Genomic DNA, 23,826 nt, shown 5'->3' with positions numbered 1-23,826 from the left:
AAGAAAGGGACCCCGAAAAGGGGCCGTGCAAAAAAGATCGCATATTGGGAGGAAAGAAAATGCGTAACTTACTGAAAACAAAATCTCTGATTGTGGCAGGGCTGTTGTGCACCACCAGCCTGGCGCAGGCGGAAGAGGTTGAGGTTCTGCACTGGTGGACGTCCGGTGGTGAAGCCGCCGCACTGAATGTTCTGAAAGACGACCTGTCCGGGCAGGGTATCGGCTGGACCGACATGCCTGTCGCCGGTGGTGGTGGTGAGCAGGCGATGACCGTTCTGCGTGCTCGTGTCACAGCCGGGAATGCCCCGACTGCCGTTCAGGCACTGGGTTTCGACATTCTGGACTGGGCCGATCAGGGCGCATTGGCGGACCTGAACGAAGTTGCAGCCAAAGAAGGTTGGGACGATGTGGTGCCAGACGCATTGAAGGCTTTTGCCAAGCATGACGGCAAGTGGGTTTCGGCTCCGGTCAATGTGCATTCGACCAACTGGGTGTGGGCAAACAAGGCGGTCCTGGATGCAAACGGTATCGCCCAGCCCACCAACTGGGACGAGTTCGTCGCGGCTGTCGAAGCGCTGAAAGCCGCCGGGATCACCCCGATCGCCCATGGCGGTCAGGCCTGGCAAGACGCAACCGTGTTTGACGCAATCGCGATGTCAACCCTGGGGGCGGACGGTTACAAGGCGGCGTTCATTGATTTGGACGAAGAAACGCTGGGCAGTGATGCTATGAAAGAAGCGTTCGATCGCATGTCCTTCATCGCCGCCAATGTGGACGAGAACTTCTCGGGCCGCGACTGGAACCTTGCCACCGCGATGGTGATCAATGGCGAGGCCGGTTTCCAGATGATGGGTGACTGGGCCAAGGGTGAATTCCTGAACGCGGGCAAAGTTCCGGGTCAGGATTTCCTGTGCTTCCGCTTCCCCGGCACGCAGGACCAGGTCACCTTCAACGCCGACCAGTTCATGATGTTCGACCAAGGCGGTTCGGTTTCAGCCGAGCAGGCCGCGTTGGCCAGCGCCATTCTGTCGCCAAGCTTCCAGATTGCATTCAACAAGGTGAAGGGTTCCGTTCCGGCCCGGACCGACGTGGATGGCAGCGACCTAGACGCTTGTGGTCAGCAAGGCATGAAGGATCTGGCCGCCGCTGCATCGTCGGGCAACTTGTTCGGTTCTATGGCGCACGGCCACGCGGCGCCGGCTTCGGTGAAAAACGCGGTCTATGACGTCGTGACAGCGCATTTCAACGGCGAGTATGACAGTGAAACAGCTGTGACAGAACTGGTCGACGCGGTTTCCATCGCCAAGTAATCCCGACTTGAACCTTCTGACGGGGCGGCTGCCTGGCCGCCCTGTCTTGAAAGGGGCAGGATAAGCCCCAAAACACCAACTCTGGAACGAGGAGGGCGCGCCATGGCTGTTTCAGCCGACGCGGATTTCAAGACACGCCTTCAGAACTGGATTCCCAAACTGGTCCTGTCGCCTTCACTGGCGATGGTTCTGGTCTTTGTCTATGGGTTCATCCTGTTCTCGGTCTACCTGTCCTTCACCGACAGTCGTATTCTGCCCAGCTTCGGCTGGGTCGGCTGGGAGAATTACGACAAGCTCTGGCGATTGAGCCATTGGGAAACCTCGCTCATCAATATGGGGATTTTCGCGGGGCTTTATATCGTGATCTGCACCTGTATCGGCTTGGGATTGGCGATCTTCCTCGATCAGAAAATTCGCGGTGAAGGCCTGCTGCGTCCAATTTACCTGTATCCGATGGCGCTCAGCTTCATCGTGACCGGAACGGCGTGGAAATGGTTCCTCGATCCCGGCATCGGGCTGGAAAACGTGATGCATACTTGGGGTTGGACCAGTTTTGAGTTCGATTGGATCAAGAACCGCGACTTTGCGATTTACACCGTCGTGTTGGCGGCGGTCTGGCAGACCTCGGGCTTTGTCATGGCGATGTTTCTGGCCGGTCTGCGGGGTATCGACAATGAAATCCTGCGCGCGGCGCAAATGGACGGGGCGTCGAACTGGAACCTCTATCGTCGGATCATCATCCCGCAGCTGAGGCCCGCTTTCCTGTCGGCTTTCGTGATCCTCAGCCACCTCGCGATCAAGACCTTTGACCTTGTAATCGCGTTGACCGGCGGCGGTCCGGGCCGCGCGACCGAGCTGCCCGCAACCTTCATGTATTCCTACACATTCACGCGGAATCAGATGGGGATTGGCGCAGCCTCGGCCACGATCATGCTGATGACCATCGCTGCGATCATGATCCCTTATCTCTACGCTGAATTGCGGGAAAAACGCTGATGTCTCAGGCTTCGCAAGACACCGCAATCCGCACAGGCCGCGTCACGCGCACGCTGATCTATCTGGTTTTGCTGCTGTTTGCACTGTTTTACCTCTTGCCGCTTTACGTAATGCTGGTGAATTCGGTCAAACCCTTGGAGGAAATCACTGGCGGCGGCATGATGAACCTGCCAGAGGTCTTCACGCTCGAGCCGTGGCTGCAAGCCTGGTCCTCGGCCCAGATCGGGGTCGAACCGACGGGCTTGCGCCCGTATTTCTGGAATTCGATCAAGATGGTTGTGCCCGCCGTTATCGTCTCGACCATTTTGGGCGCGCTAAATGGATACGTACTGACCAAGTGGCGCTTCAAGTATGACACCATCCTGTTCGGGCTGATGCTGTTTGCCTGTTTCATCCCATTCCAGATCGTTCTGATCCCGATGGCGCGGATGCTGGGCCTGATGGGCCTAGCGGGCACCACATGGGGTCTGGCACTGGTGCATGTGGTTTACGGCATTGGCTTCACCACGCTTTACTTCCGAAATTACTATGCCGTTTTCCCTACCGAACTGATCCGGGCGGCACAGATCGACGGGGCGGGGTTCTTCCAGATATTCTGGCGCATCCTGCTGCCCAGTTCAGGCCCTATCGCGGTGGTGTCGATCATCTGGCAGTTCACCAATATCTGGAATGACTTCCTGTTTGGAGCGTCATTTGCCGATGCCAACAGCCAGCCAATGACGGTCGCGCTCAACAATCTTGTGCAGTCGTCGACGGGGGTAAAGGAATACAACGTACATTTTGCAGGCGCCATTCTGGCCGCGCTGCCAACGCTGCTCGTTTATATCGTGGCCGGTCGTTACTTCGTCCGCGGCCTGATGGCGGGTTCAGTGAAAGGATAACGGACCATGGGATTTCTTGATATCGACAACGCAACCAAGTCCTACGGTGCGGTCGAGGTGTTGCACAAAGTGGACATCTCGGTGCAGGAGGGCGAGTTTCTGGTGCTCGTCGGGCCCTCGGGCTGCGGCAAGTCCACCCTTCTGAACATGATCGCGGGGCTGGAAGAGATCACCAGCGGTGAGATCCGCATCAAGGATCAGGTGATGAACGGGGTTCATCCCTCAAACCGCAACATCGCCATGGTGTTCCAGAGCTACGCATTGTACCCCAACATGACCGTGGGGCAGAACATCACCTTCGGACTTGAAATGCACGGCGTGCCGAAACCCGAACGTGAAAAGGCCATGGCCGAGGTTGCCAAGCTGTTGCAGATTGAGCAGTTATTGGATCGTAAGCCGGGCCAATTGTCGGGCGGTCAGCGTCAGCGCGTGGCCATGGGGCGGGCTTTGGTGCGCAACCCTGATGTGTTCCTGTTCGACGAGCCTCTGTCCAATCTGGACGCCAAGCTGCGCGTCGACATGCGGACCGAGATCAAGAAACTGCACCAGAACCTTGGCACGACCATTGTCTACGTGACCCATGACCAGATCGAGGCGATGACCCTGTCCAGCCGGATTGCCGTCATGAACGGTGGCTACGTGCAACAACTGGGCACTCCTCAAGAGATCTATGACACCCCCGCCAATATCTTCGTCGCCACCTTCATGGGGTCGCCCGCGATGAATGTGGTGCCTGCCAAGGTGGTGATGGCGGATGGGTGCCCCCATGCCGAGGTTGCCTTGCATGACGGCGCGATGGCGCAACTGCCGTTCAGCCAGGACAACCTATCCCATTGGGACGGGCGCGACATCCTGCTTGGTATCCGACCCGAGACGATCACGGATGTAGACGGGGCAGATCGGAAATCGTCGAATATCGCGCAGATGACCAATCGGATCGTCGTGACAGAACCGGCGGGGTCCGACACATTTGTGTCCATGACGCTGGGTGGTCGGGATGTGATTGCACGCATGCGGTCGGATGCCGAGGTTTCGCCTGGGCAGGACTTCACCTTTGCGGTCAATATGGAAAAAGCGGTGGCCTTCGATCCTGAAACCGAAAACCGCATTCAGGGCTAATTCACTGTGATGAAGGGGCTAAACGCATGACAACCGGCTACGACTTTGTCGTCGTGGGCGGGGGGTCTGCCGGGTCCGTCATCGCCGCACGCCTTTCGGAAAACCCTGATCTGAGGGTTCTGCTGCTTGAGGCCGGAGGCGGCGACCGTCACCCCTTGTTCCATCTGCCCGCAGGCTTCGCCAAGATGACTAAAGGCATTGGGTCATGGGGGTGGAGCACCGTGCCGCAGCAGCACATGCAGGGCAAGGTGTTCACCTATACACAGGCCAAGGTGATCGGTGGTGGTTCGGCCATCAATGCCCAAATCTATACCCGCGGAGCGGCACAGGACTATGATGACTGGCGTCAGATGGGCTGCGAGGGATGGGGTTACGCGGACGTTCTGCCTTATTTCAAGAAATCCGAAGACAATGACACATATGGGGGAGAGTTCCACGGCCAAGGCGGCCCGTTGGGGGTTTCCATGCCCGCAGCCCCTCTGCCGATCTGCGATGCGTTTATCGAGGCCGCCGGTCAGTTGGGTATACCAAAGACAACGGATGTGAATGGGGCCAAGCAAGACGGGGCAGGGTATTATCAACTGACCCAGCGCAGTGCACGTCGGTCCTCTGCCGCGATGGCCTTCCTTGCGCCTGCGCAATCGCGGCCCAACCTGACCATTCAGACACACGCGCAGGTGCGCCGGATCACGGTTGAAAACAGGCGGGCAACGGGCGTCGAATTACTGGACGGCCGCAAAATCGTCGCTGAGGCTGAGGTGATCCTGTCCTCGGGAGCCATCGGCTCGCCCCGGTTGTTGCAGCTTTCGGGTATTGGTCCGGCAGACACGCTGAGAGCTTTGGGAATTGATGTCGTCTATGACCAACCCAATGTAGGGGCGAATTTGCAGGATCATCTGGACCTCTATGCGATATGCGAGGTTACGGGCCCACATACCTATGACCGCTATGCCAAGCCGCATCTGTCAGCGCTGGCGGCTTTGCAATACCTGCTCACGCGCAAGGGCCCGGTTGCCTCCAGCCTGTTTGAGACGGGTGGGTTCTGGTATGCAGATGAAAACGCCCGCTCACCCGATATCCAGATGCATCTGGGCCTTGGCACCGGGATCGAAGCCGGTGTCGCGGCAATGCCAAATGGCGGTGTGACGCTGAACGCCTGTCATTTGCGGCCACGGTCACGGGGATCGGTTCGGTTGCGCAGTGATGATCCCGCCGACATACCTCTGATCGATCCGAATTACCTGTCAGATCCTTATGATCGTGAGATGTCCGTTCGCGGGCTGAAATTGGTGCAGCAAATTCTGGCACAGGAGGCGCTGAAACCCTACATTCTGGCCGAACGCCTTCCGGGGCCGGATGTGCGCACGGACGAAGACTATTTCAATTTCATCTGCGAACATTCCAAAACCTCACACCATTGCGCCGGCACTTGCCGGATGGGCAGCGATACCGGAGCTGTTCTGAACCCGCGTTTGCGCTTCAACGGGATCGAGGGGCTGCGGGTCGCAGATGCGTCGATCATGCCAGCTGTCAACTCATCAAACACAAACGCGCCGTCGATCATGATCGGTGAAAAGGCTGCAGATATGATCAAACAGGACCACAACGTCTTCTAAAAAATGGCCATGCTGACGGGTCTGGATTTCTCGTGGTCCAGGGCCCATGGTCGATGGGTTTGAAAGGGCGCGCTACAAGAAACCGTTGTCGATTGCGATACATTGACGATACAAGGTTGTTATCGCCATCAATCCGTTGGAATTTTGAATGATGAACCCACTTGTGAGTGGCGGAATCGCTGAGTATTTTTTGGCCCGTTCTCGCATCGCGAAGGCGTTTCTTTTGCCAGATAAAATCTGCTGCGCGCGGCCGCCCGGCGGAAAGCCCGAATTGGAGGTTGCCCAGTGTTAGCGTTTGGATCCCGAAAGGCGCTCGCTATCGGCGAAGCGATGATCGAAATGGCGGATATAGGCAACGAAACCTATCGCCGGGGCTTTGCCGGCGATACGTTCAACACCGCTTGGCACATGGCACAACAACTTGGGGATGCGGCCGAGGTCGGGTTTGTTACCAAAGTTGGCATGGATTCCGTTTCAGATGCTTTTGTCGAGCAGTCGCAGCAGGACGGGCTGGATGTCTCGGGTATTGGTCGATCAGAGGCTCGTACGATGGGTCTTTACATGATTGAGCTTGATGGGGTTGAGCGCAGTTTCCAGTATTGGCGGGATACGTCAGCGGCGCGGTTATTCGCTGACGATCTAGAATGGCTGGAACAGGCCGTGACCGGTGCGGGGCTGATCCATCTGTCGGGTATTACACTGGCCATTTTGTCTGAGCCCGCCCGTGAAACTCTGTTTGAAGCTTTAACCAAGGCGCGGGCGCAGGGAGCGATCGTGTCATTCGACCCTAACGTGCGCCCGCGACTATGGAGGTCTGCTGACGAAACGCGGGATGTTCTGGCCAGGTTCAATACGCTCACCGATATCGCGCTGCCCAGCTTTGACGATGAAAGCGCCCTGTGGGGCGACGAGTCGCCGGTTCAGACAGTTGACCGTTTGCGTCGTGCAGGCGTGGTTGAAATTGCCGTCAAAAATGGCGCGGCGGCACTGACGGCGTTTTGCGATGATCATCTGAGCGAAATTCCGACTCAATCCGTGGATGGTGTTCGCGACACATCGGGTGCCGGAGACGCATTCAACGCTGGATATCTTTCCGCTCGGTTCAAAGGCTGTGATCAGGAAAAGGCAGTTCATTGGGGGCAGAGGACGGCGGGCGAAGTTATCCGGCACTTCGGCGCGCGCATTCCCAAGGACAGAATGAAGGAAATAGACTGATCATACAGTCTTGAGGCAGAACCTGTTCCCAAGACGGTTCTTTGGCATAGATGGCAGATCGAACGATCGAAGATTAAATTCGAAGGGCAGAGTATGAAAACCAGAATTACCGAGCTGTTCGGCATCCAACACCCCATCATGCAGGGGGGAATGCACTACGTGGGTTTTGCAGAAATGGCGGCTGCGGTCTCAAACGCGGGCGGGTTGGGGACGATCACTGCACTGACACAGAAGACACCCAAAGATTTGGCCAATGAGATCGCGCGCTGCAAGGACATGACCGACAAGCCTATCGCGGTCAATGTCACCTTTCTGCCAACGGTAAATGCGCCCGACTACCCGGCCATCATCAAAACAATCATCGATGGCGGGGTGCAGATTGTCGAAACGGCCGGACGCAATCCTGTGCAGGTGATGCCCTACCTCAAAGAGGCCGGGATCAAGGTCATCCACAAATGCACGTCGGTTCGCCATTCGCTGAAAGCGCAAGAGATCGGCTGCGATGCGGTGTCGGTCGACGGGTTTGAATGCGGCGGTCATCCGGGCGAGGATGATATCCCGAACATGATCCTGTTGCCGCGCGCAGCGGATGAACTGGAGATCCCCTTTGTCGCATCGGGCGGGCAGGCGGATGGGCGCAGTCTTGTGGCTTCGCTTTCGATGGGGGCGGACGGGATCAATCTGGGTACGCGGTTCATCGCCACGAAAGAAGCTCCGGTGCATCAGAACGTCAAGGATGCCATCGTCGCGGCCTCGGAACTGGACACACGCCTTGTCATGCGCCCCTTGCGCAACACTGAGCGCGTTCTGAGCAACACAGCCGTCGAACGTGTTTTGGAAACGGAGCGTGCCAAGGGTACGGAGCTACAATTCGAGGACATCATGAATGAAGTCGCAGGTGTCTATCCGCGCGTCATGCAAGATGGTGAGATGGATGCAGGCGCGTGGTCCTGCGGGATGGTTGCGGGGTTAATCCATGACATCCCTACCTGTCAGGAATTGATTGATCGGATCATGTCAGATGCCAACGAGATCATCACAGATCGTTTGGCCGCTTTTAGCCGGGATTGATCCGGGCGGAGTGTCATTCTTGCTACAAAGCGAGGGTGTCGCCAAACACTAAAGCAAAAGGAGAACCTACCAGATGAAACAAGCCGTTCTGGTTTCAACCGCCCGCACGGGTTTGGCCAAGTCCTTCCGCGGTGGGTTCAACAACACGTTTGGGGCCTCTTTGATGGGGCATTCGATCCAACACGCGGTTGACCGCGCCGGCGTTGATCCTGCCTTGATCGAAGACGCCTTCATCGGTTGCGGGTTCCCCGAAGGCACGACCGGCGCAAATATAGCCCGCCAATCCGTGCTGCGCGCAGGCTTGCCCGTGACCGTGGGCGCGACGACCATCAACCGGTTCTGTTCCTCGGGCTTGCAGGCGATTGCCATGGCAGCGCATGCAGTGGTGCAGGACGGGGTGCCTGCCGCGATTGCGGGTGGGGTGGAATCCATCACGCTAAGGGATCAGACACCGGGGCCTTTTGACCGCGACCCGTGGCTGTTGGAACATAAGCCCGACGTTTATCTAACCATGATCGAAACCGCTGATATCGTGGCCGCGCGCTATGGTGTCACCCGTGAAGCGCAGGACGAACTGGCGTTGGAAAGCCAGAAGCGCACCGCCGCTGCCCAGGCCGCCGGTAAGTTCGACGACGAGATCGTGCCGATGCAGGCGGTGCAACGGGTCAAAGACAAGGAAACGGGCGAAATCTCTGAAAAAGCCGTGACTATTGATCGGGACGATTGCAATCGGCCGAACACGACGCTCGAAGGTCTGGCCGGGCTAGAGCCGGTGCGCGGTGCGGACCAATTCGTGACGGCGGGGAACGCGTCGCAACTGTCCGATGGGTCGTCAGCCTGTGTGGTGGTGGACTCGGATTTCGCGGCGCGAGAAGGGCTGGAGCCGTTGGGTGCGTTCATGGGGTTTGCCGTTGCCGGTTGTGAGCCAGATGAGATGGGCATTGGCCCGGTTTTTGCCGTGCCGCGCCTGCTGAAACGTCATGGATTGACGGTGGATGATATCGACTTGTGGGAGTTGAACGAGGCTTTCGCCTCGCAAGCGCTGTATTGCCGTCAGACGCTGGGGATTGATCCAGAGATTTGTAATGTGAATGGCGGCTCGATCTCGATCGGGCATCCGTTTGGGATGACCGGCGCGCGGATGGCGGGCCACCTGCTGATCGAGGGCCGACGCCGCGGGGCGAAATATGCCGTTGCAACCATGTGTATCGGTGGCGGAATGGGCGCGGCGGGCCTTTTTGAGGTATTCTGACGAGTTTGTGTTCTGCATTGCGGAACGCAGTGCCGATTATTGACGCCTTTCTGACGGATTGCTAGAACAGTCGCACCGCATCTGAGGAGAATGCGTTGCACCGAATTCACCACTTGATCGACGGCAAGGACCCGGCAACGCTGGCGATCATCGACCATGATGAAACGCGGCTCAGCTATGAGGAGTTGCGGGGTGCGGTAAGGGAGGCCGCCCGGATGCTGCGGGCACATGGCGTGCGTCCGGGCGACCGGGTTGTTGTACTGGCCGAGAACTGCGCCACTTATGCGGCAGTTGTTCTCGCGCTCAGTGACTTGGACGCGTGGATCGTCCCGCTGAATGCGCGCGCGACCGAACAAGAGGTCGACACGGTCATCGCCCATTCCGGCGCGCGTTGCGTGATTTGCACATCGGATGTGTCCAATGCTGCGCGCGCCCATGCGCAACGGTTGGGGGCCGTTTCATCGGGGCAGTTGAGCTGCGGGTCTCTTGTGGTCTCACCTTTGCGGGATGAAACGCCCGAACCGGTCGAAGCCGGTGCGGGGCAGGTGGCGGCGATCCTCTACACCTCTGGCACCAGCGGCGCACCCAAAGGGGTGATGCTGACCCATGATAATTTGCTGTTCACGGCCAACGCCTCGAAACAACGTCGGCAGGCAACGGCGGCCGATCAGTCGCTGGTGGTTCTGCCGGGGACACATATTTTCGGGTTTTCCTCGATCATCCTGACCACGTTTCTGGCGGGCGGCTGCCTGCGGTTTCAACCCCGGTTCGATCCGGTGCAGGTGATCGCTGGGCTGCACAGCGGTGCAACGATGCTGTCGGGCGTGCCGCAGATGTTTGCGTTGATCCTCAAACATTGCAAAGACAACGGCATAGACCGCGTGGACAGTGGATTGCGCTATCTGTCTTCGGGGGGCTCGCCTCTGGACCCAAGCTGGAAGCGCCGGGTCGAGCGGATATTCGGTTGTCCGATCCATAACGGCTATGGTCTGACTGAGGGGTCTCCGGGCATTGCCACCACACAGCCCGAGAACCCGCCGCAGGACGACTCGGTAGGTCCTGCTTTGCCGGGGATCGACGTGCGGTTGGACAATCCCGGCGCGGACGGAGTCGGCGAGTTGCTGGCGCGCGGACGTAACATCATGAAGGGATATTACCGTAATCCGGAAGCAACCGCGCAGGCCTTTGCCCCGGACGGCTTCCTGCGCACTGGTGATCTGGCGCGAATAGAGGAAGACGGGCGCATCTACATCGTAGGGCGCTGCAAAGAGGTCATCATCCATTCCGGCTTCAACGTTTACCCGCCCGAGATCGAAGCCGCGCTGAACGCCCATCCATCCGTCACGCAAGCCGCCGTTGTGGGCCGCGCGCGGGATGGGAATGAAGACGTGCTGGCCTTTGTGACCCTACGCGTTCCAGCGACCGTGGCCGAGTTGAAGGCTCATCTGGGGGAAACTCTGGTCCGCTACAAAATCCCCCATCACATTGTTGTCACCGACGCGTTGCCAGAAGCCGCGACGGGGAAAATTCTGAAACACAAGTTGGTTCGGGCCTTTGCGCCCGAACTGGCACAACTGGATCTAGAGGCCAAGAATGCTTGACGCTTACATATATGACGGGCTGCGCAGCCCTTTTGGCCGCCATGGCGGTGCGCTGGCCTCGGTTCGGCCCGACGATCTGGCCGCACAGGTGCTGGAGGCGCTAGTTCAGCGCAGTGCTTTTGATGCTGCTGAGATTGAGGATGTCATTCTGGGCAATGTCTGCCAGTCGGGCGAAGACAGCCGCAATGTCGCCCGCTACAGCGCTCTGCTGGCCGGTCTGCCGGTCGAGGTCGGGGGGCAAACCGTCAACCGCCTGTGTGGTTCGGGCATGTCGGCGGCGCTGGACGCGGCGCGGTCGGTCACGGTGGGCGAGGCGCCTTTGTATGTGGCGGGCGGTGTCGAAAGCATGACCCGCGCACCCTTCACAATAGCCAAATCTGAAACTCCCTATGCCCGTCAGGCCCAAATCTACGACAGTGCCATTGGTGCGCGGTTTCCCAATCCGCGCATTGCCCAGATGCATGGCGAATATCCAATGCCCCAGACCGCCGACAATCTGGCGCAGGATTACCAGATCACCCGCGAAGCCTCGGATCAGTTTGGATACGCCTCTCAGGTCCGGTTCGAAACCGCCCGCGCGCGGGGGTTCTTTGATGCCGAGATCACTCCGATCACGATCAAAGGCCGTAAAGGCGCGACCCATGAGGTGACGCAGGACGAACATCCTCGCCCGGATGTACAGCTTGAGAAAATGGCATCGCTGCGCACGATCTTTCCCGAAGGTGTGACGACGGCGGCCAACGCCTCGGGCGTCAATGACGGCGCGGCGATGCTGATGATCGGCGCCAAGACCGACCGTGCCAAGCCACGCGCCCGTATCGTGGCCGGTGCTATCGCAGGCGTGCCGCCCCGGATCATGGGGATCGGGCCGGCGCTGGCCATCCCAAAGGCCTTGGACCGCGCGGGACTGACCATGAACGACATGGACCTGATCGAGATTAACGAGGCATTCGCCGCGCAGGTTCTGGCCTGCTGCAAACATCTGGACCTGGACCCCGCTGACAGCCGCCTGAACCCGAACGGAGGCGCGATTGCGGTTGGGCATCCGCTGGGCGCGTCGGGCGCGCGGATCATCCTAACCGCTATGCGCTATCTTGAGAAAACCGGCGGGCGCTATGCTTGTCTGTCCATGTGCATTGGCGTAGGGCAGGGGATCGCGCTGATCCTCGAGCGCGTCTAAGCCGGATGCCGGACGCGGAACGAGACCGCCGCTTCGCCGCGACCCTGGCCAAGGGATTGCGCATTATGCAGGCGTTCAAGCCCGACGATGCGTCGCTGGGCAACCGCGAACTGGCCCGGCGTACAGGCATGCCGCCCTCGACCGTGGCGCGGATGACGTTCACGCTGGCCTCGATGGGGTTTTTGGAACAGTTGCACCCGTCCGAGGCGTACCGGCTTGGGCCCTCGGTCATGGCGCTGGGGTACACGGCGCGAGCGGGATTGTCCTTTTTGCCGATGGCCGAAAACATCATGCAGCAGTTGGCCGATAACACCGGCGTTCTGGTCGCGCTGACCATGCGCAATGGTGATGCGGTGATGCTGACGCGCTGCTGGCGACCGCGAAACGCGTCGTCACTGTGGTTGAGTGAAGGGCATCGCATTCCGATGGAACAAAGCGCGGCGGGCCGGGCCATTCTGGCCGTGGAACCCGCGCAAGCGCAGGAAACAGATCAGGTGCGCACGGATCGCGAACAGTTGGAAAGCATGGGCTATGTGTCGTCTCTGGGAGGGTGGAACCGGGCCGTCAACGCCTGTGCGGTTCCCTTCAGCCCCGCCCCCGGTGCGCCGCCCTTTGCGTTTCTTTGCGGGGCCAACACGTCTGAGTTGGATCGCGAGAAACTGGAACAGATCGTGGGGCCGAAACTGCGCGACACGGTACAAACGCTTGGGCGCAGCCTAGGCATATGTTGTTGAGGACAGGAGGTTTTTATGGCAGCGGTTGAAACAAAACTCGAAGGTCAGGTTGCGCTGGTGAAAATCGACAACCCGCCAGTCAATGCGGCGGGGATTGATGTGCGCATCGGGTTGGTGAATGCGGTGCGCGAACTGGAGGGGGAAGATCGCGCCAAGGTCATCGCGCTTTATGCGGCGGGCCGCACCTTTGTGGCGGGCGCCGACATTCGGGAATTCGGTCAACCTCCGAAACAGCCTATGCTGCCTGAAGTTTGCGAAATCCTTGAGGCCAGCGCCAAGCCCATTGTCTGCGTATTGCACGGCACGACTTTGGGCGGCGGTCTTGAAATCGCGCTGAGCTGTCAGACACGGGTCGGGATCAAGGGTCTTAAGTTGGGTCTGCCCGAGGTCAATCTGGGTCTTCTGCCCGGTGCTGGCGGCACGCAACGCCTGCCACGGCTGGTCGAGGGGATGACCGCGCTGACCATGATCACCTCGGGAAAACCGATTTCCGCCGAAGCCGCGTTAGAGGCCGGGCTGTTGGATGATCTGCAGGATGGCGACCCGGCCGAGGTCGCTCTGGCCGCCGGCCGGCAGGTTTTGGACGGCGCGCTTACGCCCCGAGTAACGGCACATCTTGAAAACCGCGTAACCACTAACGATCTGGATGCCTTCCGCGCAAAGACAAGGGGCGAGGTCGCGGAACGCGCCTTAAAAGCGGCCGAGGCCAGCAACTTACCTCTGTCTGATGGACTAATAGAAGAGCGGCGTCTATTCACCGAGGCTATGGCGAGCAATGCCCATAAGGGCCTGAAACACGCCTTTTTTGCCGAACGGGCCGTTTCTCATATCCCCGAATCCAATGCCGAGGCGCGCGATTTGCAAACCGGTGGGGTAATCGGCGGCGGTACCATGGGGTCGGGTATTGCCACTGCGCTGCTTCTGGCCGGGATGCCGGTCACCCTCATCGAGATGGAAGAGGACCGCGTGGCCTTCGCGCGCGATACGATCACCAAGAACCTCGAGGGTGCTGTGAAACGCGGCAAGCTGAACGCGGAACAGCGCGATGCGACGCTGGCGAAACTGACTTGCACCACCGATATGTCCGCGCTTGCCGATGTGGATGTGGTGATCGAAGCGGTATTTGAATCCATGGATGTCAAGCGCGAGGTCTTTGGCAAGCTGGATCATATTTGCAAACAAGGTGCTATTCTGGCGACCAACACCTCGTATCTGGATGTGAATGAAATTGCGGCCTCGACCAACCGACCGCAGGACGTGATCGGGTTGCATTTCTTCTCGCCCGCGCATGTGATGCGATTGCTGGAGGTTGTCGTCGGCAAAGACACGGCCCCCGAGATCGTGGCGACCAGCTTCAGGCTGGCGAAGAAATTGCGCAAGGTCGCGGTCCGATCTGCGGTGTGTGATGGCTTCATAGGAAACCGCATTCTGGCACATTATCGCAAGTCCTCGGCCTATATGCAGCTGGACGGAGCACCGTTCGAACAGATCGACGCGGCACTCGAAGATTTTGGTTTTGCCATGGGGCCGTTCGCTGTGTCCGATCTGGCGGGTCAAGATATCGGATGGGCCACGCGCAAACGTCAGGCCGAGTTCCGTCCGGACGAAGAGCGCTATGTCGAGATTGCCGACCGAGTGTGTGAACAGTGTTGGTTCGGGCGCAAAAGCGGCAAGGGTTTCTATATCTACGACGGCAAAAATCGCAGCGTGAACCCGGCCGTGGCGGAATTCGCACAGGCCGAGCGGGAGGCTAAGGGTATCACTGCCCGCAGTTTTACCGATGCCGAAATTGTGGATCGTTATATGGCCGCGATGGTGTCCGAGGCCGCGCGGGTGGTCGAAGACAAGATCGCACTGCGCCCGATCGACGTGGATGCGGTCTTTCTGTTTGGCTACGGTTTCCCGCGCCACTGGGGCGGTCCGCTGCAATATGCTGACATCACCGGGTTGGCTGTCATCGTGCAGCGGATCGAACAATATGCGCAGGAAGACCCCTATTATTGGCAGGTTCCGACCCTGCTGCGCGAACTGGCCGAGGCGGGCAAAACCTTCAACGACCTCAACAAAGAGGGCTGAGCATGGACCTGAGTTTCACCCCCGAAGAAGAGGCTTTTCGCGCTGAAGTCCGCGCCTTTCTGTCGGAAAACCTGAGCCCGGAGCTGGTCCGAAAAGGCCGTAACTCGGAAAGTCTGACCAAAGAGGAAATGGAAGGTTGGCATGCCCGGCTGAATGCGCGGGGCTGGCTTGCTGTGACCTGGCCCACCGAATATGGCGGCCCCGGCTGGGGCGCGGTTGAGCGGCATATTTTTGACGAAGAATGCGCCCTCGCCAACGCCCCGCGCATCGTGCCCTTTGGCCTCAACATGCTGGGGCCGGTGCTGATCAAATTCGGCACCAATAAGCAAAGGGCTGAGATTCTGCCACGTATTCTGGATGGCTCAGACTGGTGGTGTCAGGGCTATTCAGAGCCGGGCGCTGGCTCGGATCTGGCCAGCCTGAAAACTCGCGCGGTGCGGGACGGGGGTGACTACGTCATCAATGGTCAGAAAACCTGGACCACGTTGGGCCAACACGCCAACAAGATCTTCTGCCTTGTGAGAACGTCGACCGAAGGGAAGCCGCAGGAAGGCATCAGTTTTGTTCTGGTCGATATGGATGCCCCCGGCGTTGAACTGCGCCCGATCAAACTGTTGGAAGGCGGGCATGAGGTGAACGAGGTCTTTTTCACCGACGTTCGGGTGCCGGTGGAAAATCTGGTCGGTGAAGAGAACAAAGGTTGGACCATCGCCAAATATCTGCTGACGCATGAGCGGACCAATATCGCGGGTGTCGGGTTCTCGACACGCGATCTGGAAAAGCTCAAGGCCTTGTCGCAGACGCTGGTGCGCGCGGGCAGACCCTTGGCGCAAGATCCGTTATTCGCCGCTGAAATGGCCGAGGTCGAGATTGATCTGGAGGCGTTGCGCGTGACGAACCTGCGGATGTTGTCGGCGGCCAAGGAAGGCGCGGCCTCGGGTACGCAAAGTTCGATGCTGAAGATCAAAGGCACGGTGATCCGGCAGCGGGTACTCAGCTTGACGCGCACTGCCCTGGGGGCAGCCGCCGCGCCGTTCCCCGTTGAAGATCTGCCCGAAAACGCGGTGACGGTGCCCGAAGACGCCCGGCGTGCGGCGGCGAGCTATTTCAACAATCGAAAACTCTCGATCTTCGGTGGATCGAACGAAATTCAGCGCAACATCATTGCCAAAGACCTGTTTGGAGGCTGACCTATGGATTTCAACTTAACCGAAGACAGGCAGATGTTGTCGGACACGGTGAGGCGCTATCTGGCGGATCAGTATGATTTCGACACCCGCTACGGCGTGCTGGACGCTGCGCCGTTCCATTCCCCGGTCAAATGGGCTGAACTCTCCGAATTGGGCCTGATCGGTGCCTTTGTCCCTGAACAGCAAGGCGGCTTTGGCGGCACCGGTTTCGACATCACAACCGTATTTGAGGAGCTGGGCCGTGGCCTGTGCCCCGAGCCGATGCTGGCCGCGTTGATGTCGGCTCGCGCCGCCGCCGATTGTGGTGCCACGGGTTTGGTTGAAGAGATGATCGCAGGTGGAAAGCGGATTGCTTTGGCTGTGTTTGAACCGGATGCGGACAGTCTGGCGTTGATCCGCACCAGCGCAGACAAATCCGGCGATCACTGGGTGCTGAATGGTCGTAAATCGGTGGTCTATGGATTGCCTGGGGCAGATGGCGTGCTGGTCGCAGCACGCCTTGATGAGGGGCTTGGCCTGTTTCTGGTCGAAAATCCTGAAACCGTCGACTATGCGATTATTGACGGCGGTGGAGCAGGGGAGTTGATCCTCGACAGCGCAACCGCCATTTGCCTGAGTGAGAATGCTGGTGACATCATTGAATCCGCCCTGAACGCGGGTCGGTTGGCGCTGTGTGCCGAGGCTGTGGGGGTGATGGAGGTGTTGGTCAACATGACGGTCGATTACCTCAAGCAGCGCACGCAGTTCGGGCGACCGATCGCCAGTTTTCAGGCGTTGCAGCATCGTACGGTCGATATGGCCATCGAGATGGAGCAATGCCGCTCGATCACTATTCTGGCAGCAAGTAAACTGGGCTCCGATGCCGAGGCGAAGTATATCGCAATGGCCAAGAACCTGATCGGACGCGCAGGTACGATGATTGCAGAAGAATGCATTCAGCTTCACGGAGGGATCGGAATGACCTGGGAATATCCCGGCTCGCACTACGCCAAACGATTGACGATGATCGACCACCAATTGGGCGATCACTATGCGCAATTGCACCGTGTCATGGAGAGCTGATCCATGAGCGAGGCTGTTTTGTTCGAAACTCGCGATGCGGTGCTGATCATCACCATCAATGAACCGGCACGGCGCAATGTTTTGTCGCGTCTGGTCTATGAACCGATTGAGGCAGCGCTGCGCGACGCTACCGCAGCTGAATCCGGCGTCCGCGCCGTGGTGATTACGGGTGCGGGTGGGTTTTTTTCTGCCGGGGGCGACTTGCGGATGCTCAAGTCCCGTCGCGAAATGACCCTGCCGGAGCGTGAGGCACAGATTGAATACCTGCACCACATGATCCGGGCCATCCGTGCGTGCCCTGTCCCGGTGATTGCGGCTGTGGAAGGGGGGGCCGCGGGGGCGGGTGCCTCGCTGGCATTTGCCTGCGACATGATCGTGGCCGCCGAAGATGCAAAGTTCACGCTGGCCTATGTCAAAGCGGGGCTCGTGCCTGATGGGGGTGGTTCGGGTTTCCTGACCATGAACTTGCCACGTCAACTTGCAGCCGAGATGTGCCTGACCGGCAGACCAGTTCTTGCCCCGCGCATGTATGACGTAGGCGTCGTGAACCGGGTGGTTGTGCCCGGCTCGGCGTTGGACCAGGCGTTGGAGCTAGCACAAGATCTAGTCGCTGGCCCGCCAGAGGCGCAGGCGGCGATCAAGGCGCTGCTCTCTGCCCCCGATACGGCCGAGTTTGAGGCACATCTGCTACGCGAACGCCGAGAGATGGGCCTTGCTCTGGGTCGGGACGAAGCGCTGGAAGGCATCCGCGCGTTTGAGGAAAAGCGTAAGCCGGACTTCACGAACTGAACGAATAGAAAATGACGGCAGGGACCGATAGAACGGTCAAACGAAAACGGGCGGGAGAATTCTCCGCCCGTTTCGTATGTCTAACCGTAGACGATATTAGGTAACCACGTCACCACCCACGGGAACATCATACAGATGACCAATCCGACAATCTGGAGGAACAGGAACGGCAATGCCGCCTTGAAGATATCCGTCATCGGAATCGACGGTGGGGCCACGCCGCGCAGATAGAACAGCGCATACCCGAAGGGCGGCGACAGGAAGCTCATCTGCATGTTTACCAGATAGAGCACGCCAAACCACAGCACGAGATCGTTAGGGTCATCAAAGCCAAAGGCCGCAGCCCCCAGCGCCTTGATGATCGGCACAAAGATCGGAACGCACAGCAACAGGATGCCGACCCAGTCCAGGAACATCCCCAGCACCACCAGCAGGATTTGCATGACGATCAGGATACCCCAGGGCCCCAGACCTGCGCCTTGCATGGTTTCCTGCACGAATTGCTGTCCACCCTCCAACACGTAGAGACCCACAAAGATCGTGGCACCGAACATGATCCAGATCACCATGGCCGAGGCTTTCAGAGTGGTCAGACATGCCTCGCGCACGGTGGGCCAGTCCAGCTTGTTGTGGATCGCCGCTACGATGAAGGCACCAAAGGTGCCGATACCCGCCGCCTCAACCGGGGTTGCAACGCCCGAGAAGATCACGCCCAGAACAATCACGATCAGCGCAATCGGAGCGGACATTTTGCCCAGCAGGCGCATTTTTTCTCGGTTCGAGATGCGCTCGTCAACCGGGATTGGCGGGCCAAGGACCGGATTGATATAGGACCGAACCACCACGTAGATGATGTACATGCCCGACAACATCAGGCCGGGAATGACCGCGCCGATGAAAAGCTCCCCAACCGATTGTTCGGCAACAACCGCGTAGATGATGGCCAGAATGGAAGGTGGGATCAGGATGCCCAATGTCCCCCCGGCCATGATCGAACCCATAGCGATCTTGGTGTCATAGCCGCGTTTCAACATGGCGGGCAGGGCAATGATCCCCATTGTCACCACAGCTGCGCCGATCACACCGACCATAGCCGCCAGAACGGTCGACGCAATAATCGTCGCCGCAGCAAGGCCGCCTTTCAGACCGCCAAGCACCTTGTAGATCACATCGAACATATCGTTGATGATCCCGGCCCGTTCCAGCATCGACGCCATGAAGATGAACAAGGGAATGGCGGATAGCTGATAGTTTGTCATCAGCGGGAAAATCCGGCTGGGTACGATATTCAGCGCACGCGCATCCCCCAGAACGAACAGAAACACACAGGCCAGGCCTCCGGTCACAAAGGCCAGCGGGAGGCCTGCCATTAGCAGAACCAGCAGCGAGCCGAACATTACGAGCGTCAACAGCTCGATGGACATATCAAGACCCATCGGTCAGTACCCCCGTGCAATCGTTCGGATGTCTTTGGATAGTTTCGACACCCCTTGCAAAATCAACAGAACCGCGCCCACGACCATCATCCATTTCATTGGCCAAAGCGGGATTTCCCATTCGTTAAAGCTGATTTCGCCCCAGCGGATGTTCGGATCGGTCCAGTCGCCGAAGGTCAGTGCGCCGAACATCTGGAAGAAGCTCATCTCGCCCCGCGCCCAGTCTGAGACGACGGAGTTACCGGTCGGAACGGCAATCGCGTCCATCGCGAAGATGTAGGATGTCACCAGGAGGGTTCCGGCGAAGATGAAGAAGAAAATCGAAGTGAACAGGTCCGCCCACGCGCGCTTCGGTTTGGTCAGCGGTGCATAGAAGATGTCCACACGCACATGGCTTTCGGTCAGCATCGCATAGGACCCGGCGATCAGGTACTGCATCCCGAACATCAGATACATGGATTCATGCGCCCAGTTGGTAGGGGCGTTGAACACGTAGCGGACGATCACCTCGTAGTAATAGACGAATACGGCAATCACGGCCCAATAGCTGACGAACTCACCTGCATAGAGAGACAGGCGGTCAATCCAGTTCTCGGCATAATCCTGATCAGCCTTACGGGCACCGGGGTCCATTTCCGCCGCGCGGGCTGCGGTTTCTTCGTCGATCTCCATCTCGGGCTCATGCGGGTCCGCAGCCGCTTTGACGCGCGCGCTGGCCACAAGGCGCGGCAGCATCAGCGCATCAATCGCCAAGAAGGCGAGGATCGTGAAGAACGCATAGCGCGCTACCGAGCTCCAGAAGGCACGATCAGCACCGGCAATTTCGGCCAGCGGTTGCGCCTCAGCCAGCGCTGCCTCGGATTCCGCAAGCCGTTCGCGCCCGGTCTCAATAGCTTTTTCCGCCCGATCCAAAGCGCGTTCTGCCCGGCGTTTTTGCAGCGCAGTGCCATTTTGCGCGGCCTCAGCGGCGGCGCGCAGATCTTCCAGCCCTTCTTCGGCAGTGGCGACCCGTTCGGTTTCGCGCGTGATCGTGCGTTCGGCCTGACGGACGATATTGACCGCGTTCGAGAATTCGTTGCGGGCCGTACGCTCTTCGCCATTGGCGAACAGGATCAGCAGGAAGACCGGTAGATAGACCAACCCCAGCAGGCTGCGCAGGTAGAAGCGGTGCAGACCCAGCATTCCCCCAGTGACAAGGATCAGATAGCCCAGCGGCAACCCATAGGTGCGCTGTTCAGGTTGGGCTTTGCGCGCCAGCACCATGGCCAGGGCCGGGAAAGCGATTAGCCCGACCCAGTATAGCCAGTGCGGCAGCGTGAAATCGACGCTCGGCATAGTACGTTCCGAATTCCAAAGAAAAGGCACGTCCGCGCGAAATTCGCGCGGACTTTTGATTAGGCTTCAGCGGACTACAGGTCCAGTGTATAGCCTTCGATCATTTCAGGCGTCACATAGCCCAAGGAACCCGACATCATGTAGTCAAGTTGGATCTTGAAGACACGCGCCGCGTCTTTGTCGCGGTTGGCATATTTGAACCAGATTGGCACGGCGACTTCGGTCATCAGCTCGACATCGTCCTGAGACAAGCGTGTGATTTCGGTGCCTTCTGCTTCGAACTTTTTCCAGGCTTCCTGGTCGGCGGCCTGAATGGCGGCGTGATGCAGATCGGAATAGACGTGAGTTTCCATTTCCACGAATTCCTGCATCTGCGGGCTCAGTTTGTCCCATGCGGCCTTGCCCACGGTGATGTCCATGATGTCGACCGGCTGATAGACCGACATGAAGCCCGGAGGACCCATCACAATATAGTCCGTCACCTGACTGAAGCCCAAGGCGTGGTTCACGGCCGGACCCACAAAGTCTGCCACGTCGATAGTGCCTTTTTCCAGCGCCGGGAAGATTTCCGAGCCCGGCAGAACGGTTGTTTCAGCGCCCAGCTCCGAGAATACCTCGGCCACCATACCGCCCGGCAGGCGCATTTTACGGCCCGCGAAGTCGTCAACCGACCGGATTGGAACTTTCGAGTGGATGATGTTCGGCCCGTGATGCACCGGTCCGACAAAGTGCAGACCCTGACGGCCTAGCAGCTCGCGCGCGATATCGATCCCGCCCAGGCCATAGTAGAACGTGTCGTATTCATGCGGTTGGCGCAGACCCAGCGGGTACGAGCTGAGGAACACTGCGGCGGGAATGATGCCCTGATAGTAGATGGTGAACGGGTTGATGGCATCAAGCACGCCATTTTTCACCGCATCTGCCAATTGGAAATCCCCAACCACGTCATTGGCACCAAAGGCCTGGAAGGCCAGCTCACCGCCGGTTTTTTCTTCGATCGTGGCGCACCAGTCCTTGAAGGTCTGCAACCCGATTCCGCCGGGCCAGGATGTCTGGATCTTCCAAGTGGTGGTCTCACCTGCTGCGGTGGCGATATGCGGTGCAGCCAAAGTTGCCGCCCCGGCACCGGCAAGGGTGCGAAACGCGCTGCGGCGTGTAATCAGTTTATTGGTCATTTGATCCTCCCATAGATCATCACCATGCTTTCGCAGAAAACATGCTGATAGCTAGAGAGCATAGAGGAGACTTTAGAAATTGGTAATATTTTTTTTCCAATTTAGAAATCTCTCACTGTTCCGTGATTGCTCCAACGAAAAAATACTGGCTGACTATTGGCTGGGGACGGTTAGTTTGTGCCAGTCGAGGTTGAATTTCTGCAGGTATTTCCTCAGCCTATCCGCATCGTTCTGCGTGCTGCGCTTTTCCCGTGAGACCGAAAACAACGCCCGACCCGCCGCGCTGAGATTGGGCGTGCGTTGACATGTTCGGATGACATTCGCCAATTGCACCAGGTCGAAAGGATCAATGTCACGCGTGGCTGATCCCAAAATACCGCGCACCAGCGTCTCGTCGCTGTCTGAGGTCGAGGATGCCCAATCTTGTTGCAGCGCGGCTGTCTCATCCTCGACCATTGTTCGGGTGATCCGGCCCCGCGGGGCCAGTGTGCAAAGGCGTTTCACCAATCCGCTGAAGTCGCGGAAATTGCCCGGCCAATGGGTCGACGGGTTGGTGGCGAACTGTATGAACTTCTCGCGCGCGTCAATGTTGAAGCCGACCTGAATGCCCAAGCTGCGCTCCGACCGTGCGAGTTCATAGTGAAGGTTGGCCTCGATATCCTCACGCCGGTCGCGTAGCGCGGGCAATCTGAAGTTCCACATGTTCAAGCGGGCAAGCAAGTCGGGGCGAAAACGTCCCTCGGCCGTCAACGCGCGCAGATCGTGGCTGGCGCCTGCGATGACCTGAAACCGGCTGGACACCTCGTGATCCGATCCAAGTGGGTAAAACCGTCCGGTCTCTATCGCGCTGAGCAAGATGGATTGCTCGGACCAGCCTAATTCATCAACTTCGTCCAGAAACAGGACGCCGCCTTCTGCTTCACGCAGCAGCCCGCCACGTTCGGTCCCGGCCTGCCCCAGATAGCTGCGTCGCTGGCCGAACAGGGTGGCCAGCGCATCGGGGCCGTTCAGCGTGGCACAATTGACATGGACTAGTCGTCCCTTGACCCTGCGCCGATCCAGTTTGAGGTTGTAAATCCGCTGCGCCAATTCCGTTTTGCCGGTCCCGGTCTCGCCCAGCAGCAGGATCGGTTCGTCGGAATTGCTCGCAACCAACTCAATCCGGTCGATCAAGGTGTTATATTGCGCGTTTCGTGTTTCGATCCCGCCTTTTAACTGATCGCTATATTCACGCGAAAGCTGGTCGAACCGTTGTTGAAGGGCATTGTAGCGGCTCAGGTCCAGATCAATGACATCGAATTTCGGGGTTGGATCCTCCGGGCCGGGCGGGCCGGTTTGGATCAGCCGCGCCGGGACATGGCGACTTTCTGTCAGTAGGAACCAGCAGATTTGCGCCACATGCGTCCCGGTGGTCAGGTGCACATGATACTGCTCGCGATCTTCGTCAAAGCCATAGGCGCGAGCAAAGTCAAACAGCTTGCCGTAGACCTCTTGGAAGTCCCAGGGGTCGTCCAGGTCCATCTGTTGCAGCAAGACCTCGGTCTCGGGCGATATCTCGGCGATCTCATGTTTGACCTGATGGGCGAGCCGGTTGAACTTGCGGTCGTGCAACAATTCGAGCCGATGCACAGGAAAATGATCATGCGATGTCAGGCTGGGCGTCGGCTTCCAGCGCCGTTTTTTGCCCATATCCAGCTGCGTACCAAGAAAACCGATGACCACATTCTTCACGATATATCCAACTCTATAATATAAGATACAAAAGTATAATATCGCGAGTTTAAGCGT

19 protein-coding genes are annotated in these 23,826 nt (G+C 58.6%); 15 read left to right on the top strand and 4 right to left on the bottom strand.

Features of this window, described 5'->3' with window-relative positions:
- The first annotated feature begins 59 nt into the window (after nt 1-59).
- From ACR0CA_RS07325 to ACR0CA_RS07255, 15 genes are all read left to right on the top strand, one after another.
- Complete coding sequence (locus tag ACR0CA_RS07325) at nt 60-1,310, top strand: ABC transporter substrate-binding protein (RefSeq protein ID WP_170773381.1); 1,251 nt, start codon at nt 60-62, stop codon at nt 1,308-1,310.
- 102 nt (nt 1,311-1,412) lie between these two features.
- A complete protein-coding gene (locus ACR0CA_RS07320) occupies nt 1,413-2,306 on the top strand; it encodes a carbohydrate ABC transporter permease (RefSeq protein WP_170785832.1) in 894 nt (297 codons plus the stop codon).
- A complete protein-coding gene (locus ACR0CA_RS07315; protein ID WP_170773385.1) occupies nt 2,306-3,187 on the top strand; it encodes a carbohydrate ABC transporter permease in 882 nt (293 codons plus the stop codon). Before ACR0CA_RS07320 ends, ACR0CA_RS07315 begins: the two co-directional genes overlap by 1 nt.
- 6 nt (nt 3,188-3,193) lie before the next feature.
- Nucleotides 3,194-4,306: an ABC transporter ATP-binding protein gene (locus ACR0CA_RS07310; protein ID WP_480897990.1), complete on the top strand. Its 1,113-nt coding sequence runs from the start codon at nt 3,194-3,196 to the stop codon at nt 4,304-4,306.
- Between the two features lie 26 nt (nt 4,307-4,332).
- Nucleotides 4,333-5,922: a GMC family oxidoreductase gene (locus ACR0CA_RS07305; RefSeq protein WP_480897988.1), complete on the top strand. Its 1,590-nt coding sequence runs from the start codon at nt 4,333-4,335 to the stop codon at nt 5,920-5,922.
- 285 nt (nt 5,923-6,207) lie between these two features.
- The gene (locus ACR0CA_RS07300; protein WP_480897986.1) at nt 6,208-7,137 is read left to right on the top strand and encodes a sugar kinase; all 930 of its coding nucleotides are present in this window, start codon (nt 6,208-6,210) and stop codon (nt 7,135-7,137) included.
- A 93-nt stretch (nt 7,138-7,230) separates the two neighbouring features.
- Complete coding sequence (locus tag ACR0CA_RS07295; RefSeq protein WP_480897985.1) at nt 7,231-8,208, top strand: NAD(P)H-dependent flavin oxidoreductase; 978 nt, start codon at nt 7,231-7,233, stop codon at nt 8,206-8,208.
- 73 nt (nt 8,209-8,281) lie between these two features.
- The gene (locus tag ACR0CA_RS07290; RefSeq protein WP_480897984.1) at nt 8,282-9,460 is read left to right on the top strand and encodes an acetyl-CoA C-acyltransferase; all 1,179 of its coding nucleotides are present in this window, start codon (nt 8,282-8,284) and stop codon (nt 9,458-9,460) included.
- 95 nt (nt 9,461-9,555) lie between these two features.
- Entirely contained in the window at nt 9,556-11,061 is a 1,506-nt protein-coding gene (locus tag ACR0CA_RS07285; protein WP_480897983.1) for a class I adenylate-forming enzyme family protein, read from the top strand.
- A complete protein-coding gene (locus ACR0CA_RS07280; protein ID WP_480897982.1) occupies nt 11,054-12,241 on the top strand; it encodes an acetyl-CoA C-acyltransferase in 1,188 nt (395 codons plus the stop codon). The genes ACR0CA_RS07285 and ACR0CA_RS07280 overlap by 8 nt, the downstream gene beginning before the upstream one ends.
- Nucleotides 12,242-12,246: 5 nt before the next feature.
- Entirely contained in the window at nt 12,247-12,975 is a 729-nt protein-coding gene (locus ACR0CA_RS07275) for an IclR family transcriptional regulator (protein WP_480897980.1), read from the top strand.
- Between the two features lie 15 nt (nt 12,976-12,990).
- Nucleotides 12,991-15,051, top strand: a complete 2,061-nt coding sequence (locus ACR0CA_RS07270; RefSeq protein ID WP_480897978.1) for a 3-hydroxyacyl-CoA dehydrogenase NAD-binding domain-containing protein — start codon at nt 12,991-12,993, stop codon at nt 15,049-15,051.
- A gap of 2 nt (nt 15,052-15,053) precedes the next feature.
- Nucleotides 15,054-16,241, top strand: coding sequence for an acyl-CoA dehydrogenase family protein (locus ACR0CA_RS07265; RefSeq protein WP_480897977.1), 1,188 nt, complete (start codon nt 15,054-15,056; stop codon nt 16,239-16,241).
- Between the two features lie 3 nt (nt 16,242-16,244).
- Nucleotides 16,245-17,303 (top strand): acyl-CoA dehydrogenase family protein, encoded by a 1,059-nt coding sequence (locus ACR0CA_RS07260; protein ID WP_480897975.1) that lies wholly within the window; start codon nt 16,245-16,247, stop codon nt 17,301-17,303.
- Nucleotides 17,304-17,306: 3 nt separating this feature from the next.
- Nucleotides 17,307-18,092 (top strand): oxepin-CoA hydrolase, alternative type, encoded by a 786-nt coding sequence (locus tag ACR0CA_RS07255; RefSeq protein WP_480897973.1) that lies wholly within the window; start codon nt 17,307-17,309, stop codon nt 18,090-18,092.
- 80 nt (nt 18,093-18,172) lie between these two features.
- Here the strand turns inward: ACR0CA_RS07255 and ACR0CA_RS07250 are convergent, their stop codons facing one another.
- The 4 genes from ACR0CA_RS07250 to rtcR form a co-directional block, all read right to left on the bottom strand.
- Nucleotides 18,173-19,528, bottom strand: coding sequence for a TRAP transporter large permease subunit (locus ACR0CA_RS07250; RefSeq protein ID WP_170773409.1), 1,356 nt, complete (start codon nt 19,526-19,528; stop codon nt 18,173-18,175).
- 3 nt (nt 19,529-19,531) lie between these two features.
- Complete coding sequence (locus tag ACR0CA_RS07245; protein ID WP_170789970.1) at nt 19,532-20,863, bottom strand: TRAP transporter small permease subunit; 1,332 nt, start codon at nt 20,861-20,863, stop codon at nt 19,532-19,534.
- Nucleotides 20,864-20,937: 74 nt separating this feature from the next.
- Nucleotides 20,938-22,038, bottom strand: a complete 1,101-nt coding sequence (gene dctP, locus ACR0CA_RS07240) for a TRAP transporter substrate-binding protein DctP (RefSeq protein ID WP_170773413.1) — start codon at nt 22,036-22,038, stop codon at nt 20,938-20,940.
- 153 nt (nt 22,039-22,191) lie between these two features.
- Nucleotides 22,192-23,769: an RNA repair transcriptional activator RtcR gene (gene rtcR, locus ACR0CA_RS07235; protein WP_480897971.1), complete on the bottom strand. Its 1,578-nt coding sequence runs from the start codon at nt 23,767-23,769 to the stop codon at nt 22,192-22,194.
- Between the last annotated feature and the right edge of the window lie 57 nt (nt 23,770-23,826).

This window comes from Ruegeria sp. F12 (assembly GCF_056533885.1).
This window is presented reverse-complemented; position numbering and strand designations above follow the sequence as displayed.